Genomic DNA, 17168 nt, shown 5'->3' with positions numbered 1-17168 from the left:
ACCAACCACCGGATCCCATCCACTTCGACCCGCCTGCGCCACAACCGGCTTGGCGGGTCGATTGCGTTTCAAGAAAGGATATCGACATGCAAGACCCTGTCTACGAGGAGGCCTACCAAGGCCACGTCATCAAGATCTATCACGACCCCGATTCTGAGAACCCAAGGGAGTGGTCCAACCTCGGAGCGCTGATCTGTTGGCACCGCCGATACCGGCTGGGGGACAGCCACCGGTTCGACTGCCCCGAGGCGTTCCTGCGCGATCTTGCGGGCGTCTCGGATCAGAGCGATCTTTCACTGGATCGCCTCCGCGAGCGCGCCGAGCGCAAGGCAATCATCTTGCCCGTGTACCTCTACGACCATTCCGGCCTCGCGATGAACACCATCGAGTTCCATTGTCCGTGGGATTCCGGCCAAGTTGGCTTTGTATACGTAACGCTCGAAACGGTTCGAAAGGAGTTCGGCGCGAAGCGCGTCACCAAGGCGATGCGCGAAAAGGCCAAGGACATTCTGCGCGCTGAGATCGTCACCTTCGATGCCTACCTCGGCGGACGGGTTTATGGCTATGTCGTCGAGCGTGACGGTGAAGAGATCGACGCCTGTTGGGGGTTCTTCGAGCACTATGATCTGGACTGCCTGTCCGAGGCGCGGGCGGTTGTAGATCCTCTGATTTTGCGAGAGGTACAAAGACCCGCCGCTGCGGAACAGGGCGCAAGCCCACCCCCGAGTTGAAACGCCCGCAATACTCATATATCTTATTCATGCGTATTACGGAGGTGAGCATGGCAAGCACAAGCGTCACACTTGGCCCCCATTGGGACGAATTCATCGCCCTGATGCTTAAAGAGGGGCGTTACGGGTCAACCAGCGAGTTGATCCGCGCCTCTCTGCGCCTGATGGAGGAGCAGGAAGGTCAGCGGGCGCGGCTTCGCGTTGCGCTGATGGAGGGCAAACAATCCGGTGACGCCGGTCCGCTTGACATGGATGAGATCAAGCGCGACGCGCGGAGCCGCTCTGGCGCTTCTGATGCGTGACATTCATCACTCTCAGGCGGCAAAATCCGACCTCGTCGATATCTGGGTCGAGACAGACCGACAGTGGGGCGAGGCGCAGGCGGACCGCTATCTCGATGATATCGATCGCGCCCTGAAGGGTCTCATCGCCAACCCGCAAATGGGGTCTGACTGTTCCGATCTCTTGCAGGGTGCGCGTAAACTGATCACGGGCCGGCACCTCGTGTTCTACGAGGTGGACCCGGACAGGATCTTCGTGATCCGAGTCTTGCATCAGTCCATGGACGTGCCGAGGCATCTGCGGTCGTCCTGATAACGGGCGAATTCGCACCGGGGCTTTGCCATGAAAGAGCGAGAGGCAGGGCAGGAGGGGTGACCCCTCCCGGGTGAGAGAGTGCGCGCGGGGCTTGGGGCCAACCCTAAACCCCGGAGATTGCCGATGAACGCTCACCCCCATTCCGTCCAACTTGCAACCGAGCCCGACGCCCCTGCCCTGCCAGAGGCTCCGGGCTTCGCCCAACACCTGATGCAGGTTGCGAAAGCCCTCGTCCCCCTGTTCGAGGCGGGCAGGTCCATCGACGCCGCCGCCCTTCGCACTGCGATGGAGCAAGCCTTCGGTGCCAGCGACACCAGCGGCTCCTGGATCTGGAAGGATGCTTACGAAGCCGCAGAGGTCGCCCAGATCCTGATGCTTTCGCGCTACGGTGCGCTGATGCAGCGCCAGGTATCCGCGCCGCGGGCATTTCTCACCATGATCGAGCGTCTCGCCGGTCTGGCCCCCTCCCACACGCGGCGCTCTGAAGACAGTGTCCGCCTGCAACAATTCTCGACCCCTCTGCCCCTCGCGGCCATCGTTGCGCAGGCGGCGGGCTTTCGGGACGACGACCTGGTGCTCGAGCCTTCGGCCGGTACCGGCCTGCTGGCGATTTTCGCAAAGATTGCAGGCGCTCGCCTGGCGCTGAATGAGCTTGCCGAGACCCGCCGCGCCCTGCTGGGACATCTGTTCCCCGGTGCAGTCGTCTCGGATCACGATGCCGCCTCGATCGATGACCGGCTGGATCGGTCGATCACGCCCTCGGTCATCGTGATGAACCCACCGTTTTCTGCGGCCAACCATGTCGACGGCCGGTTCCGGCAGGCCACCAGCCAACATGTCCTGTCCGCCCTAGCGCGTCTCGCGCCGGGTGGGCGGCTTGTCGTCATCACCGGCGAGAGCTTCCGCCCCTCGACGAAATCCTTTCAGTCGACGTTTCAGCGGATCGCACAAAGCGCCGATGTGGTATTTTCCGCCGCTATCGACGGCAAGGTCTTTGCGCGGCATGGCACCACGATCGACACACGGCTGACGGTGATCGACAAGCGTGCGACTGGCGCTGATGAGATCGCATCGGTCGAAAGCGAGGCCGTCTACCATCCGATCTGCGCGACCACCGCCGACCTTCTCAACGCAGTGCTCACCCACTGCCCGCAGCGCCACAGCCCCTCGCCCTGCCCCACCAGTACGGCCCTGTCGGCTCCGACCGCTTCGACCCGCACCAACCTGCAGGCCCTGCGCAATGCCGCGCGCAAGGAAACCCGTGCCCTCGCCGAAGAACGCGCAAGGCACCCGTTTGACGATATCACGACGGCCCCGATCGACTACCTGCCGAAGGCTTGGAGCCAACCCGACGGCACGCTGCAGGACACGGTCTACGAGGCCTATGACCTTCAGGCGATCAGGATCGATGGCGCGGCGGAACATCCGACCGCGCTGGTGCAATCCACCGCCATGGCCTCGGTGCCGCCGCCCGTGCCGACCTATCGTCCCATCCTGCCGAAGAACCTCGTTCAGGACGGCCTTCTTTCTGCGCCGCAGCTGGAAAGTGTCATCTATGCGGGCAACGCGCATGAGACGCATCTCAAGGGCTGGTTCAAGCGCGGCGAGATCGAAGGCCAGTTGATGGCGGCGGCCGAGGGCGACGAAGGCGCGTTTCGCCTGCGCAAGGGCTGGTTTCTGGGTGATGGCACGGGATGCGGTAAAGGGCGACAGGTTGCCGGTATCATCCTCGATAATTGGCTCAAAGGGCGCCGACGGGCGGTCTGGGTCTCGAAGAGCGACAAGCTCATCGAAGATGCGCGTCGCGACTGGATAGCGCTCGGGGGACGCGAAAGCGATATCGTGCCGCTCTCGAAGTTCCGCCAGGGCAGCGACATCCGCCTGCCCGAGGGCATCCTCTTCGTCACCTACGCCACGCTGCGCTCGGCTGAACGTGAGGGCAAAGCCTCCCGCCTCGATCAGGTCACGTCCTGGCTCAGCGATGGGTTCGACGGGGTCATTGCTTTTGATGAAAGCCATGCCATGGCGAATGCTGCCGGAGAAAAGTCCGACCGCGGCGACAAGAAGGCGTCCCAGCAGGGCCTCGCTGGCCTCGCGCTGCAGAACGCCGCGCCCGATGCACGGGTTCTCTATGTCTCGGCGACCGGTGCCACAGTCGTCGGCAATCTTGCCTATGCTTCGCGCCTCGGTCTCTGGGGCACCGGCGATTTCCCCTTCGTGACGCGGGCCGAGTTCGTCGCCGCGATGGAGGCCGGGGGCATTGCGGCCATGGAGATGATCTCGCGCGACCTGAAGGCGCTTGGGCTCTATCTGGCGCGGTCCCTCTCCTATGCCGGGGTCGAATACGAGATGCTGGTCCATGAGCTGAGCCCCGCTCAAGTCGCCATATACGACAGCTACGCCGATGCCTACCAGATCATCCACAACAACCTTGAGGCAGCGCTTCAGGCCTCGGGTATTTCTTCTGAGACCGGCACGCTGAACGCCCAAGCGAAATCCGCCGCGCGTTCGGCCTTCGAGAGCAACAAGCAGCGCTTCTTCAACCATCTCATCACCGCCATGAAATGTCCCTCGCTGATCCGCGCCATCGAGGCGGACCTTGCAGCAGGGCACTCGGCCGTGATTCAGGTGGTCTCGACCAGCGAAGCGGTGATGGAACGCCGCCTTGAAGAGATCCCTTCCTCGGACTGGGACGATCTGCAGGTCGATTTCACGCCGAGGGAGAACATCATGGACTACCTGATGCACAGCTTCCCGACGCAGCTTTTTGAGCCTTACACCGACGAGAATGGCGATCTGCGCTCGCGCCCCGCCCTCGATTGCGATGGCAACCCGATCATCTGCCGCGAGGCGGAGCGGCGGCGGGATGATCTTGTCGAGCATCTTGGGGCCCTCGCCCCGGTGCAGGGCGCGCTCGACCAGATCCTCTGGCATTTCGGAGGCGATGCAGTGGCTGAGGTCACGGGGCGCAAGCGGCGCATCGTCAAGACGCGTGAGGGGCGGCTCAAGGTCGAGAACCGCCCCGCCTCCTCCAACCTCGGCGAAACCCAGGCCTTCATGGACGATGCAAAACGCATCCTGATCTTCTCCGATGCGGGTGGCACCGGGCGCAGCTACCACGCCGATCTCGGGGCCAAGAACCAGCGCCTTCGGGTGCATTACCTCCTGGAGCCCGGGTGGAAGGCCGACAATGCGATTCAGGGTCTCGGGAGGACCAACCGCACGAACCAGGCGCAGCCGCCACTCTTTCGCCCCGTCGCCACAGACGTGAAGGGCGAGAAGCGCTTTCTCTCCACCATCGCCCGCCGCCTCGACACGCTGGGTGCCATCACCAAGGGACAGCGCGAGACCGGCGGTCAGAACATGTTCCGTGCCGAGGACAACCTTGAGAGCCCCTACGCACGCGCTGCGCTGCGCCAGTTCTTCTACAAGCTGCGTGCGGGTAAGATCGAGGCCTGCTCCTATGCGAAATTCCAGGAGATGACTGGGCTGACGCTCGATGAAGCGGATGGCACGATGAAAGAGACCCTGCCGCCGATCCAGCAGTTCCTGAATCGTTGCCTCGCGCTCCGCATCGACATGCAGGACGCGATCTTCGAGGCCTTCGGCGGGTTCCTCTCGGCCATCATCGAAGATGCGCGCCAGGCAGGCACGCTCGATGTCGGCCTCGAAACGCTCAAGGCCGAGAAATTCGAAATCGTCGACCGCAAGGTCATCTTCGAGCACGGGGCTACGGGCGCAACGGCAACTGCGCTGACCGTGGAGCGTACCGATCGCAACGATCCGCTCACCCTGCCCCGGATCAAATCGATCTGCGCAAATACGGACGGCGCGACGCTGTGCTGGAACACCTCCTCCAAACGCGCGGCGCTGATGGTGAATGCGCCGGCCTTCATGGACGAGGACGGCGTGCCGATCCTGCGGGTGAAGCTTCTGCGTCCGATGGCCACAGAAATCCTCGCGCTGACCGAGTTCTCGAAGTCGCACTGGGAAGAGATCGATGATGCGATATTCGAACAGCTCTGGCAGGCCGAGGTCGAGGCAGTGCCGGAGTTCACCACCTCAAAGATTACGCTCATCTGCGGGCTTCTCCTGCCGATCTGGGATCGGCTTCCCGCTGACAACATGCGCATCTACCGCCTTCAGACCGAGGATGGGGAGCGCGCCATCGGTCGACTGGTCAGCCAGGAGCAGCTTCTCAATGTCTTTGCACGCCTTGGTCTCGATTGCCAGATCGAGATGACGCCGCGGGAAGTGCTCGCCGCCGTGATGGAAGCCAGGACGACGCTGAACCTCCTCGGCGGCTATCAGCTGCGCCGGTCGCTGGTCATGGGGCAGCCGAGGCTTGAGCTGATAGGTGCTTCAGGCGCGGCCCTGCCCGGACTGAAGGCAATGGGCTGTTTCACGGAAGTGATCCAGTGGAAGACGCGGGTGTTCATTCCGGTCGACGGCATCGAGGTGCTGACACGGGTCCTTGCCGAGCATCCAGTTGGCGCCGGCACATCGGAGGCCGCCGCATGAGCGCGCGCCACAGTATCGCGGACCTCTCGGCCGATCTGGCAGACCATGCCGAGAGTTTCTGCCGCCAGTATTTCCCCGAGGGGCGCAAGCTGGGTAATTATTGGCAGGTCGGCGACACGTCCGGTGCAAAGGGCCAGAGCCTCGCCATCCGTCTGCAGGCGCAGGTTGGTCGTAAAGCCGGGTCCTGGCAAGATTTCGCGACGGGTGAATATGGCGACCTGATCGACCTGCTGCATGAACGGCTTGGGTCTGTCACGCTCAAGGAGACCCTGAGGGAGGCTCGATCCTTCCTCGGCGAAGCCCCCTGCCCTGCCGTACCTCGAGACACCCAAAGGGCTGAGCGCCCGGATGCAGCCTCCAGCAAACGCATCGCGCGGGCGCGCAAACTTTTCGCTGCTGGCAAGCCGGTGTTTGGCACCTTGGCCGCCACCTATCTGCAGGGGCGCGGGATCACACGGCTCGGCCCGGCCCTGCGCTATCACGCGCGTGTCTTCCTGCGGCAGGGCGAGGACGACCCCGATCTGCTGGAACGGGCCCCTGCCCTACTGGCAAAGATCACCGACAATCGCGGCCAGATCACCGGATGCGCAAGGGTTTTTCTCGACCCGTCCACCGGCGGTTTGGCCGAGATCGAGAGCCCGAAGCGGATCCTCGGACAGCTGCACGGCCATGCCATCCGCTTCTGGTCCGGCAAGGCGCGCAGCGATCTCATCGTCGGTGAAGGTCTCGAGAACACCCTCTCGGTCGGCACGGCTCTCCCCGAGTTCGATCTCGCCTCCTGTCTCACTGCCACCCATCTCGGCCTCTTCATCCCGCCGCCGAGGATCAAGCGTATCTGGATCGCGCGGGACAATGACGAAGCTGGACGCGACGCATCAATAAGATTGCTTAACCAACTGGAATCGCTTGGAATTACCTGTGGTGATCTCGTACCAAACATGGGCGATTTCAACGACGATCTGCGGGCATTTGGCAAAGATGCGCTGCGCCGTTCTCTGCTAAAGGCCATGAAAGCACAAGGTCTGGAGATCGAGGACGGGTGACCGCCAACCTCCCCGGGGATGCCTGACCGGGCAAAGGTTTCGCCGGTTCTATCTGATCCCGTTTGGACAAGGGGAGCGATGGACCGGCGGGTCGGAGCAGAGTGCTCCTCGCCCGGGCAGCAATGCGCCCGCTACCCGGAAAATTCCCCTGCCCCACCACATGACCGTGGCGGGCCATTCCTCGCGGGAACAATTTTCCGGTCCGGGTCACATTCTCCGCTGCGCTCCGATCCTGACGGATGCGGCCCGGTCGCCGCCGGTCCTGTTATCGCCCCATCCAAATCGGGTCAGATCAAACAGAGGAACCAGACAATGCCCCATCAGACAGACATCCAAGAGGAAACCGGCGTGACCTCCGCCATCCTCGACCACCTCGCACTTCACGTCGCAACGCCCGGGCCCGGCGAGACCGATCATCGCCCCCTGCCCCAGCCCGACGAGGTCGAACTCGCCATGGCGACGCTCTTTGACACCACCATCGGCCTCCTCACCGGAAGCCAGTTGGAAGACAATCTCGAAGAGATGCTCTGGTCCCTGACCTCGATCTTCCATCGCCGGCTCACCCATATCCAGAAGCTCCTCGATGACAACGAATTCGAGGTCCGGGAAAGTCTGGCCATCCAGGACGGCTCCGAGGTCGCCTCGGTCGAACTCGAGCGCCTCCAGATGATCGGGCTGAAGCTCTGGGACCATCGCGACGCTTTCGAGCAGATGCGCGATCTGGCCGTGGACCACTTCTCGGCCGCCACCGGTTCACCCTGGCTGCCCCGCACCGGATCCAAGGTCTCGCATCGCGGTCTCACCTCCGCCGTGGTGGACAGCCGGGCCTATCTCTCGGCCAAGCGGCGCAAGGAGACCGAGGTTCACTGCCCCGAAGGCACGCGGATCGCCTTCTCGGGCGGGGACTATCACGCCTACGACCTGATCTGGTCCGTCCTCGATGCCACCCATGCGAAATACCCAGACATGATTCTTTTACACGGCGGCACACCAAAAGGTGCCGAGATGATCGCTGCCCGCTGGGCAGATACCCGTGGTGTCACGCAGGTGGCGTTCAAACCCGACTGGAAGAGCCATGGCAAGGCTGCCCCCTTCAAGCGCAACGACAAGATGCTCGAGACCATGCCCCAGGGTCTGATCGCCACGCCCGGTTCGGGCATCACCGAGAATATCGTCGACAAGGCCCGCAAACTCGGCATCCGCATCAAGAGGATCGGGGCTTAGGCCCCGGTTCACGCACCGCGCAGGAGATCCCGCACGACCACAGCCTCGGAGTAATGGAACGCTACCCTTGTGGTGGACTTGGTGCACGACGCAATATCTAGAAAGTGCTTGCACGAATCTGGCTGGTCGGGCAATAGTCTCGAAAAATAACGCGCGGTCACATAAAAAACGCGCCCACGGATCGGGGCAGACATGAGCGAAGCAGAACAGGATCTTGATATCGCCATCGGGCACTACGCGGAACTTCTCGCGTCGAACCTGCATGCTCAGCGCGCTGCGCACTTCCCACCAGATGCAAAGAAGGTGATGCGCACTTTGACCAGCGGCGAAGCTGCTGAGCTCCTTGGCGTCGACCATACCTATCTTCGGAAGCTTCATCGAGAAGGAAAGATCGTTGACGTCGAGACGACGGCGGGAAGTCATCGCCGCTATACGCTCGACGATATCTGGGAAATCCGGCAGACGCTTGAAGGAAATGCAAAAAAGTCTGGAACTTACGTGCCTGGGCGTCGCGACGGTGACGAGCTTCAAGTCATATCAGTGGTGAACTTCAAGGGCGGCTCCGGCAAAACGACGACGTCTGCTCACCTCGCTCAGCGCTTGGCGCTAAAGGGGTACAGGGTTCTTGCGATCGATCTCGACCCCCAAGCATCTCTTTCGGCTCTTCATGGAATCCAGCCAGAACTCGACCTTATGGAGGGCGGAACCCTCTATGATGCCGTTCGCTACGACGATCCGGTTCCGATCGCCGAAGTGATCCGCAAGACTTACATCCGCGGCCTTGATCTTATCCCGGGCAACCTTGAACTCATGGAGTTCGAGCACGAGACGCCTGCTGCTATCCAGCGAGGCGGAGCGAAGGCGTTCTTCGCGAGAGTTCATGACGCACTCGATAGTGTTGAAGCAAACTACGACGTTGTTGTGATCGACTGCCCGCCGCAGCTTGGTTTCTTGACGATGTCAGCACTTTCTGCGTCCTCGGGTGTCCTCGTGACGGTTCACCCGCAGATGCTTGACCTCATGTCGATGTCTCAATTCCTGCGAATGACTGCGGATCTCCTGGGAGTGATCAGGGATGCAGGCGCAAATCTGCGCTTCGATTGGCTGCGCTTCTTGCCAACGCGATACAAAGTCGGCGACGCGCCACAAACCGAAGTCATCGCCTTCATTCGCGGGCTGTTTGGGAGGTCGGTCCTGACCAATCACATGGTTGAATCGACCGCAATATCTGATGCCGGCTTGACCAAGCAAACGCTCTACGAAGCTGACAAAAAGGACTTCACGCGTCAGACGTTTGATCGTGCGATCGAATCCATGAACGCAGTGAACGATGAGATCGCTGAAATCATCCAGAACACATGGGGTCGGAATGGCAAGAAAGCCTAAACTTGGCCTGCCGCTGCAGACCCTTCGCAACGCTCCTGACGCTCTTGAAGGGCGCCGACTGCGTGGCGGTGTATTTGAGATCGATCCGGCGCAGATCCTTACCGAAGGACGGTTGGATGACAGGCTTCAGATTGAAGTTGAGGGCCTGAAGAACTCTATTTCCAAGAACGGTCAGCGTGTGCCCGTCTTGGTGCGCCCACTGGAAGGCGATCGCTACAACCTGATCTATGGCCGCAGACGCTTGGAAGCATGTCGCGAACTCGGTATCAAAGTTCGAGCCATCGTCACAGAGGTTGAGAGTGATCAAGCGCTTCGAGATCAGCTTCTCGAGAACCAAGAGCGTCGTGATCTGAGCTTTATTGAGCGTGCGCTCGTTGCGACGGCACTTCTGGACGGTGATCATTTGGAAGGGGCTGAGCGCACCAATCGAGGTGTCGCCGAAGTCCTTAACCTCCACGAAGCCGGGGTTTCACAACTCTTGAGTGTCGTTCGGACGGTCGGCGAGGAACTCATCCAGGCAATTGGTGCGGCTCCCGGGATTGGTCGCCCGAGATGGGAAGAGCTCAAAAAGGCTTTGGGTGCCTACGACGGTGATCGAGACCAACTGCAAGCCGTAGCTCATGCAGCCAAGTCCGAAAGTTCCGGCTCGGTCGATGAGGTTTCTGAGCGTGCGTTTCTCGCAGTTCTGGCAGCCGCGAAGAGCGCAGAGAAGAAAGCAAGCCCGTCTAGAAAAGGCGTGCCTGCTTTGGCGATCCCCGGTGTCGGAGCTGCGACGGTCAAGACCAGCCGCCAAGGCAAGCAGCTTAAACTCGATCTGACTACGGATGAACCTGATTTTATCAGCTGGTTGGAGGGCAATGCCCCAAAGCTGATTACCGAGCTTCATGAGCGCTGGAAGCGTTCAGAAGACTGAGGAAGAGCAACCAACAAGAAGGAGGCACGATACAGGCAAAAAGAAAAAGGCCCCGAGAAGCTAGCTTCACGAGACCTTTGTAAGGTTTCGCACCGGGATCAGCCCGCTACAAAATCTCAGTTTTCGCACTTCTGAATGTAGCGTTCTGGCCCCTACCCCGCAAGCGCAAAGCGATTCGCGGGCCCTAGAATTTTTGTCTTCGTGAACATTTTCATGGAGTACACACCAATTTCGCCGTTTATGCGGCCGATTTCGCACGCTCATTTGCGCGTCATCGAGCGACCCGAGGCATCTGTTCCGGCCAGACCCGTTAACAAGTGGGAACTCCTGCGCGAGCTCTCCAAGGCGCAAGCGGCCTTTGGGGTCTCGGAACGTGATCTGACTGTTTTGCAGGGGCTCCTCAGCTTCTTTCCGGACGATGCGCTTGGCGGGAACGCCGAGATGGTCGTCTTCCCCTCGAACAAGGCGATCTGCGAGCGCCTGAATGGCATGCCGTGCTCAACGATGCGTCGTCACCTCGCGCGTCTCGTCGAGGCTGGCTTGCTCCAGCGGCGCGATAGCCCCAATGGGAAGCGCTACGTCCGCAAGCACGGCGAAGACCGCGTCGCCTTTGGCTTCGATCTTTCCCCGCTCTACTGCCAGTCCGAGGAGATAGCACGGGCCGCAGAGGCCGTACGTGAGGCTGAGGAGCGCGTCAGGCGCCTGAGAGAGGTCGTAAGCCTCATGCGACGCGATCTCGCGGCCCTCGCCGAGTTCGGAGACGAGATGCAGCCAGGCCTAGGCTTCTGGGATCAGCTTCGCGACAAGGCTGCCCTCACAGCCCGCGCGCTTCGCCGCAAGCTTTCAATTGAGGACCTCGCGGCCTATCGAGCCGATCTTGAAGCTCTCCTTGACCAGGCACGCAACATCATTGATGGCCCTGAAACAGAAGAAATGAACACCAATGATGCCCAATCTGAGCGTCACCATCATAATTCAAATAAAGAATCTATAGATTTTGAGCCGGCTTTAGAAAAAAGCGGAGCGGCGGCGGGTGTGCCAGATGTGGATACGAATGAGCCGGTGGCTGACGTTGATGAACAGGACACAAGACATCTGCCAAAGATCCCGCTTCACCTAGTGATAGCGGCATGTCCCTCGCTGAAGACCTTCTACCAAGGTGAGATCCGGCATTGGCATCAGCTTTTCGATGCGGCGGGCCATGTGCGGCCAGCCATGGGGATCAGTGCGTCTGCATGGGAAGAAGCACAGCGGTTCATGGGTCCGGAGCAAGCGTCGATCGTCGTTGCTGCGATGCTGGAACGCTTCGCCGACATAAGATCGCCTGGTGGATACTTGCGAGCTCTGACTGCCAAAGCTGCGGCCGGCGAGTTCTCCTGTGGGCCGATGGTCATGGCATTGATTGGGCGACGATCTGCAGCTTAACAGCTGTTAAGGTTGAGAGACTGCGTACTTTTCCGCCACCTCGGGACTGTCGACTTAACAGCTGTTAAAGTCCTGCCTCGCGAGCGTCAGAATATGAGAGGGAAAGGGTTGTTGGTTTGAGGGTGACGGGAAGTGAGATCGGAAGAGTGGCTTCCGGCGCCCGTCGTGGAGGAGATCTGATGGCGAAACCTGCCCAGAAAGTCACCCAGTCCCCGTTCCGGGACATTCCCTTCGACAAGCTCGTGCTGAGCCAGTCCAACGTCCGGCGCATCAAGGCCGGCATCTCGGTCGAGGAACTGGCCGAAGACATCGCCCGCCGCGGGTTGCTGCAAAGCCTGTGCGTCCGGCCCGTTCTGGCGGATGATGGGTCCGAGACAGGCAAGTTCAAAATACCCGCTGGCGGTAGGCGCTTCCAGGCCCTGTCACTCTTGGTGAAGCAGAAGCGCCTGGCCAAGACGACGCCCATTCCCTGCTTCGTGCGGGATGCGAAGTCCACGATCCTCGCCGAAGACGACTCGCTCGCCGAGAACATGAAGCGCGCTGTCCTGCATCCACTCGATCAGTTCCGCGCCTTCGTGGCGCTGCAGGAGAAGGGTCAGGGCGACGAAGAGATCGCAACCGCCTTCTTCGTCAGGCCGCAGGTGATCAAACAGCGCTTGAAACTCGCCGTCGTGGCCCCTGCCCTGCTCGAGCTTTATGCCGAGGATGAAATGACGCTGGAGCAGCTGATGGCCTTGACGGTTAACCCGGATCATGAGCGCCAGGTTCAGGTCTGGGAGGCGATCCGCTCGTCCTGGAACAAGGAGCCCTATCAGATCCGGCGGATGCTGACGGAAACCTCGGTGCGGGCATCCGATCGTCGTGCTGTCTTTGTCGGCATCGATGCCTATGAGTCTGCTGGCGGCACCATGTTGCACGACCTCTTCCAGGGCGATGACGGCGGCTGGCTGGAAGACCCCGCCCTGTTCGATCGTCTGGTCAGCGAGAAGCTTCAGGCTGAAGCCGAAGCCATTGCGACCGAAGGTTGGAAATGGATCGAGGTCTCGCTCGACCTGCCCTATGGCTACAGCCACGGTTTGCGGCGGCTGAGCGGAGACCCGGCACCGATGACGGATGACGAAGGCGCGGCCCATGCCAAGCTTCTTGCCGAATACCGGGCGCTCGAAGAGGAATACGAGGGCCAGGATGAATTCCCCGAGGAAGTCGACGCGCGACTTGGCGAGTTGGAAATTGCGATGGAGAAGCTCGAGACTCGGCCGTTGATCTTCGACGATGAAGAGATCGCGCGGGCAGGGGCTTTTGTGACGCTTTATCGCATGGCGAGCTTGTCGTTAATCGCGGCTTTGTCCGGCCCGAGGATGAGCCTCGGGAATACGCTGATGTCTTCAGCTGTGAACCGACAGCAGGGCGCTGAGCTTTCAACGGGGAGTTACGCGGATGGTATCGGCCACGGTACGGAAATCACTTCTGCTGGTCAAGCGCTTGGCGCGAACGCACGCGACGACGAGGACGATGGTGCGTTGAAGCCCTTGCCTGAGCCCGTTCCCGACACCGAGCAGGCTGAAGATGCAGATCTTCTTGACTTCATCAGCTCAGACCGGCCAAGGATTAATGACAGGATGACAGTTCGCAAGATTACAATCCAGCGGCTTTCGTCAGGTTCACGCGGAAGCGGTCGCGGCGGCGTTGGTAGCGGCGGGTCATCTGTGCCGAAGCGTGGCCAAGGTGCTTCTGCACATACCGCTCGTCCACCTCGGCCGAACTGGCGAGACCTGCGCGCAGAGAATGGCCAGAGAACAGTGCCAGGCGTTCCTTTTCGGGCAGTTCGGATCGGATGCCGGCGTCCAGGACCGTTCGCTTGATCAGCCGCGCGACATGCTTGTCGTTCAGCCTTGTCTCCAGGGCCTTCTTTCCACCCCGAGTGGTGCCGACAAAGACCGGCCCGAAGTCGATCCTGGCGAAGTGCAACCACTGCTCGAGCGCATGCACAGGGCAGCTGGAGTTAGACGATCCCAGACCGATCTCGACCTCGCGCCAGCCGGTCTTGGCGTTGAGCGTCAGCACGGCGCCGTCGTCGAGGATCTCGATCCAGCCGCCTGAATCGGGCGTGTCGTCCTTTCCGACATCCAGGCTGACGATCTCGGAGCGGCGGAGCCCGCCGGCGTACCCGAGGAGCAGGATGGCGCGGTCCCTGAGCCCGCGCAGGTCGTAGGGCAGGGTGGCGACCATCGCGAGGATGTCCTCGGCCAGGATCGCTTCCTTCTGCACCGGCGGACGGGCGTGTTTGCGTTTGATCCCGGCCAGCACTGTTGCGATGTGGCGGTTCTTACGATCGAGGACAAAGCCGCGTTGCGCATAGTTCCAGGCAAGGCCGGAGAGGCGACGTTCGATGGTACTGACCGATAGGGCAGGGGAGGGGCCCGCTCCGGACGCCAGGTCTGCGAGATAAAGCCCGATCATTTCAGGCGACGGGGGCAGAGGCTCCGCGCCCTTCATCCGACACCACCGCGCGAAATGCGCCCAATCCTTGGCATAGGCTTTCAGCGTATTGTCAGAAGCTGCGGCGCGCGCATAATCTCGGGCGGCGTCGACCAGGCGATCAAGGCTGCCGGATCCCGCGACGTGGGCGGGTAGGGAGATGTCGTCGCTTTTTTCTTGATCGCTGTCGCCGTTCTGAGCGATACAAAACGCACCAGAGTTTGATGATGTCGACTTCTCGTCCTCTGAGGGCATTTTCCAGTGAATCCGGTGGTGAAATTAAACTGCGTCCTAGCATATCTCTTGATGTCCGATAATGCAAACTTATTGGACACGGTGGAGACCGGTGGGGTGGGGCGGTTAGATCGCTATTTTCTGGAAGAAAGCGCCGCGCTGATGTAGGCTTCAGGTATGACATTTGCCCGGCCGGATCACATCATCGACCTCGACACGTTACCCCGGATGCCCGCCTGGGTCACCTCTGCATGCGCTGAAACCCTTGAAGATGTTGCGTTTTTGTCGGGTGCTGCGCTGAACCACCTGCATCTTGTGTTGGGACACGAGGAGGTGCCCCAAGCGTTGTTACGGGACCGGCTGGCGCTTCGCGCAGCGGAGGCTTGTGTCGCGTTCTCTGGCCGACCAGAGCGGGCACGGGAGCTGCGTGATGCGGTGCACCTTCTGCGCCCCTGCGATCTGCCCGGACCGGCGGGCGAAACCTGCCTTGCCTGGCGTCGCGCGGTGGAGCGGCCGGTGTCGGTCAAGGCTCTGGGCCGAGCCTTGCCGACCTTCGAGCCGGGCCAGATCGCGACGTGGCTCGATGCGGGGGAGGGGGCGCCGATCAAACGAGCAGCACTGGTGCTGGATGCTGTCCTGACGGAGGCACCCCGTGCCGAAGTCCCGGCGTTGATCCTCGCGGACGCCGCCCTCGCCCAGGCGCTTGGTTGGGATCATGTCGTGCCGCTATTCGCCGCGGGCCTGAAACGTGCGGACCTGCGCAAGCGCGGGGACGATTTGCGGCTGGCCTTTCATCGCGCGCTCGTCTTGTCGGCGGTCGACGCCGTGCGGCAGGCCGCCGACCTTGCGCGTCGGGCGGCGCATTTGAAGTCGGTCGCACCGAAGCTGCGGGCAAAGGGGGCCGGGGAGGCCGTCGGGATATTTTTGACCCGCGATGCGGTCTCGCCTGCGGCGTTGCCTTTGCCGGATCGCGCCGCGCGGCGGCTCTGTGACCGGCTGGTCGACCTCGGCGCGGTGCGCGAGCTGACCGGGCGCGACACCTTCCGGCTTTACGGGGTGTAGGGATGGCGAAGGATCGACCTGACCTTGAGCTTGACCGCGAGTTGGTTGACTTACCGCCGGAGCTGCGATGGCGGGAATGGATGCGCCGGATTGAGGCGGTGCTCTTTGCCTCTGCATCCCCTGTGCCGCGCGAAGACCTGGCGAGGGTCGTGGGGCAGGGGGCTTCGGTCGACCTGTTGGTCGAGGATCTTGCCGCCGATCTGGAGGGGCGGGTGTTCGAGATCGCCAAGGTGGCCGGCGGGTGGATGTTCCGGACCCGGGCGGCCTATGCGCCCGCGATCCGCGCTGCGGCGGATGTCGGGGACCAACTGCTCGATCTGAGCGAATTCGACGTCGCTGTGCTGGCCGCCATCGCTTATCACCAGCCGATCACCCGCGACGGGCTGAAGGATATCTTCGGCAAAGAGATCAGCCGCGACCTGATCGGGCGGCTGCATGCGCGCGGGCTGATCGGGACCGGGCCGAGGTCACCCCGGCGCGGGGCGCCTTACACCTTCGTGACGACCGAGCAGTTCCTTGTCGCCTTCGGGTTGCAGAGCCTTCGCGATCTTCCGGATCGGGAGCAGTTGGCGGATGCGGGGGTTGTAGGCGAAGCTCCACAAGTCGATTACGGGTAACCAGCTGCCGATGCAGAGGGTGAAGTCCGCCGTTTTGCTTATCGTTTCATTTGCGGTGCAACGATTCATCTGCACGCCGAGAAAGTCACGCGATTACAAAGAGATAATCGTTTCAGGATTTGCAAACGAAGCCTCATGCATCTATTGGCGACAGGGTATTCCCTCCTTGTCGTTGTGGGCGGATTGTGTTGAAAAACTCCGGTTTTCGCGAAAATGGGTGAAAAATTTGTCCATAGAAGGCCTCTCCGAAAATTCGTCGAGGGGGTCGGTCTAAGATCAGCGTTGGCAATGTCCGACGCTCCCAGATGCTCCACAGGGCACTCGGCTTCAATTTGGCAGGAGCACCGAATTCTGGCAGCAAAATACAACCGCCAGATTTTCGGGTTTTTCAACACAATGGGCGGAAAGTGTGAATTCGCTGCACCTGCAAGGGGATTTTGTCAAAGATGTGAAAGCGGTCGTTCACGGCTCAGGTTCAACGCTCCCCATGCTGCACCAAGCACCAAAGTCAGCAATGCGCAGGGAGCGATGTTTGCAAAGTGCGGGCTGTTTCCGGATAGCGGTCATTGGGGTAGTGTGCAGCAAAAGGCAAGTAGGAGCCCGCTTTACTCAATGCTGCGCAGCGTAGGAACAGCGGCTTCAAAGTTGAACCCGCATTCCCCAAGTAGACCGACGATTTGTGCGCCCTGACTGCCAGTAGCGTGATTTATTTCAGCATGTTAACGCAGTCTGGAGCGAGATTTTTTGGTCTCGGTGACAGGTTTACGACAATTCTTGGACTGTGCTGGGGGCACAGGACCCATCGGCCCTGCCCCCCACCTTTAGCTTACTTCTCGCGGTGCATCACCCCGTCGCCAAACGGCGTAACAGGCCCGAGCGTGCATATTTGATCGTTTGATGGGACAAAAGGCGTACAAGCTATGCGCCTGAGCGCTGC

At 61.1% G+C, this 17168-nt stretch carries 12 protein-coding genes and 1 pseudogene; 12 read left to right on the top strand and 1 reads right to left on the bottom strand.

Annotated features, from left to right (window positions below; translation table 11 throughout):
* The first annotated feature begins 86 nt into the window (after nucleotides 1–86).
* The 10 genes and pseudogenes from I3253_RS15585 to I3253_RS20740 all read left to right on the top strand — a co-directional run.
* Nucleotides 87–731, top strand: a complete 645-nt coding sequence (locus I3253_RS15585; RefSeq protein WP_009827036.1) for a hypothetical protein — start codon at nucleotides 87–89, stop codon at nucleotides 729–731.
* A 50-nt stretch (nucleotides 732–781) separates the two neighbouring features.
* Nucleotides 782–1033, top strand: a complete 252-nt coding sequence (locus I3253_RS15580; RefSeq protein WP_009827037.1) for a type II toxin-antitoxin system ParD family antitoxin — start codon at nucleotides 782–784, stop codon at nucleotides 1031–1033.
* Nucleotides 1026–1325 carry a type II toxin-antitoxin system RelE/ParE family toxin gene (locus I3253_RS15575; protein WP_009827038.1) on the top strand — a complete coding sequence of 100 codons (300 nt, stop codon included), beginning with the start codon at nucleotides 1026–1028 and terminating at the stop codon, nucleotides 1323–1325. The genes I3253_RS15580 and I3253_RS15575 overlap by 8 nt, the downstream gene beginning before the upstream one ends.
* Nucleotides 1326–1451: 126 nt before the next feature.
* Nucleotides 1452–5849 carry a strawberry notch-like NTP hydrolase domain-containing protein gene (locus I3253_RS15570; RefSeq protein WP_009827039.1) on the top strand — a complete coding sequence of 1466 codons (4398 nt, stop codon included), beginning with the start codon at nucleotides 1452–1454 and terminating at the stop codon, nucleotides 5847–5849.
* Nucleotides 5846–6892 carry a DUF7146 domain-containing protein gene (locus I3253_RS15565; RefSeq protein WP_009827040.1) on the top strand — a complete coding sequence of 349 codons (1047 nt, stop codon included), beginning with the start codon at nucleotides 5846–5848 and terminating at the stop codon, nucleotides 6890–6892. The genes I3253_RS15570 and I3253_RS15565 overlap by 4 nt, the downstream gene beginning before the upstream one ends.
* Before the next feature lie 312 nt (nucleotides 6893–7204).
* Nucleotides 7205–8116: a DUF2493 domain-containing protein gene (locus I3253_RS15560; RefSeq protein WP_009827041.1), complete on the top strand. Its 912-nt coding sequence runs from the start codon at nucleotides 7205–7207 to the stop codon at nucleotides 8114–8116.
* A gap of 192 nt (nucleotides 8117–8308) precedes the next feature.
* Complete coding sequence (gene repA, locus I3253_RS15555) at nucleotides 8309–9502, top strand: plasmid partitioning protein RepA (protein ID WP_009827042.1); 1194 nt, start codon at nucleotides 8309–8311, stop codon at nucleotides 9500–9502.
* Nucleotides 9486–10415 (top strand): plasmid partitioning protein RepB, encoded by a 930-nt coding sequence (repB, locus tag I3253_RS15550; RefSeq protein ID WP_100161449.1) that lies wholly within the window; start codon nucleotides 9486–9488, stop codon nucleotides 10413–10415. Before repA ends, repB begins: the two co-directional genes overlap by 17 nt.
* Before the next feature lie 213 nt (nucleotides 10416–10628).
* Nucleotides 10629–11840 (top strand): plasmid replication protein RepC, encoded by a 1212-nt coding sequence (gene repC, locus I3253_RS15545; RefSeq protein WP_037954835.1) that lies wholly within the window; start codon nucleotides 10629–10631, stop codon nucleotides 11838–11840.
* Nucleotides 11841–12019: 179 nt separating this feature from the next.
* Nucleotides 12020–13378 (top strand): annotated as a pseudogene (locus I3253_RS20740) (ParB/RepB/Spo0J family partition protein); the annotation flags it as partial.
* Nucleotides 13379–13475: 97 nt separating this feature from the next.
* Here I3253_RS20740 and I3253_RS15535 read toward each other — a convergent pair.
* Nucleotides 13476–14573 (bottom strand): tyrosine-type recombinase/integrase, encoded by a 1098-nt coding sequence (locus I3253_RS15535; RefSeq protein ID WP_084353840.1) that lies wholly within the window; start codon nucleotides 14571–14573, stop codon nucleotides 13476–13478.
* A 156-nt stretch (nucleotides 14574–14729) separates the two neighbouring features.
* On the opposite strand from I3253_RS15535, the gene I3253_RS15530 reads away from it, so the two are divergent.
* Complete coding sequence (locus I3253_RS15530) at nucleotides 14730–15614, top strand: DUF1403 family protein (RefSeq protein ID WP_197918800.1); 885 nt, start codon at nucleotides 14730–14732, stop codon at nucleotides 15612–15614.
* A gap of 2 nt (nucleotides 15615–15616) precedes the next feature.
* Entirely contained in the window at nucleotides 15617–16231 is a 615-nt protein-coding gene (scpB, locus tag I3253_RS15525; RefSeq protein ID WP_197918799.1) for an SMC-Scp complex subunit ScpB, read from the top strand.
* Nucleotides 16232–17168: the final 937 nt, after the last annotated feature.

The organism is Thiosulfatihalobacter marinus, from assembly GCF_016019955.1.
Taxonomy (GTDB): domain Bacteria; phylum Pseudomonadota; class Alphaproteobacteria; order Rhodobacterales; family Rhodobacteraceae; genus Shimia; species Shimia marinus_A.
This window is presented reverse-complemented; position numbering and strand designations above follow the sequence as displayed.

What these genes read in the sequence shown, in the direction of transcription:
- I3253_RS15585 (WP_009827036.1), top strand. Translation starts at nt 87, where the DNA reads ATGCAAGACCCTGTCTACGAGGAGGCCTACCAAGGCCACGTCATCAAG.
- I3253_RS15580 (WP_009827037.1), top strand. Translation starts at nt 782, where the DNA reads ATGGCAAGCACAAGCGTCACACTTGGCCCCCATTGGGACGAATTCATC.
- I3253_RS15575 (WP_009827038.1), top strand. Translation starts at nt 1,026, where the DNA reads ATGCGTGACATTCATCACTCTCAGGCGGCAAAATCCGACCTCGTCGAT.
- I3253_RS15570 (WP_009827039.1), top strand. Translation starts at nt 1,452, where the DNA reads ATGAACGCTCACCCCCATTCCGTCCAACTTGCAACCGAGCCCGACGCC.
- I3253_RS15565 (WP_009827040.1), top strand. Translation starts at nt 5,846, where the DNA reads ATGAGCGCGCGCCACAGTATCGCGGACCTCTCGGCCGATCTGGCAGAC.
- I3253_RS15560 (WP_009827041.1), top strand. Translation starts at nt 7,205, where the DNA reads ATGCCCCATCAGACAGACATCCAAGAGGAAACCGGCGTGACCTCCGCC.
- repA (WP_009827042.1), top strand. Translation starts at nt 8,309, where the DNA reads ATGAGCGAAGCAGAACAGGATCTTGATATCGCCATCGGGCACTACGCG.
- repB (WP_100161449.1), top strand. Translation starts at nt 9,486, where the DNA reads ATGGCAAGAAAGCCTAAACTTGGCCTGCCGCTGCAGACCCTTCGCAAC.
- repC (WP_037954835.1), top strand. Translation starts at nt 10,629, where the DNA reads ATGGAGTACACACCAATTTCGCCGTTTATGCGGCCGATTTCGCACGCT.
- I3253_RS15535 (WP_084353840.1), bottom strand. Translation starts at nt 14,573, where the DNA reads ATGCCCTCAGAGGACGAGAAGTCGACATCATCAAACTCTGGTGCGTTT.
- I3253_RS15530 (WP_197918800.1), top strand. Translation starts at nt 14,730, where the DNA reads ATGACATTTGCCCGGCCGGATCACATCATCGACCTCGACACGTTACCC.
- scpB (WP_197918799.1), top strand. Translation starts at nt 15,617, where the DNA reads ATGGCGAAGGATCGACCTGACCTTGAGCTTGACCGCGAGTTGGTTGAC.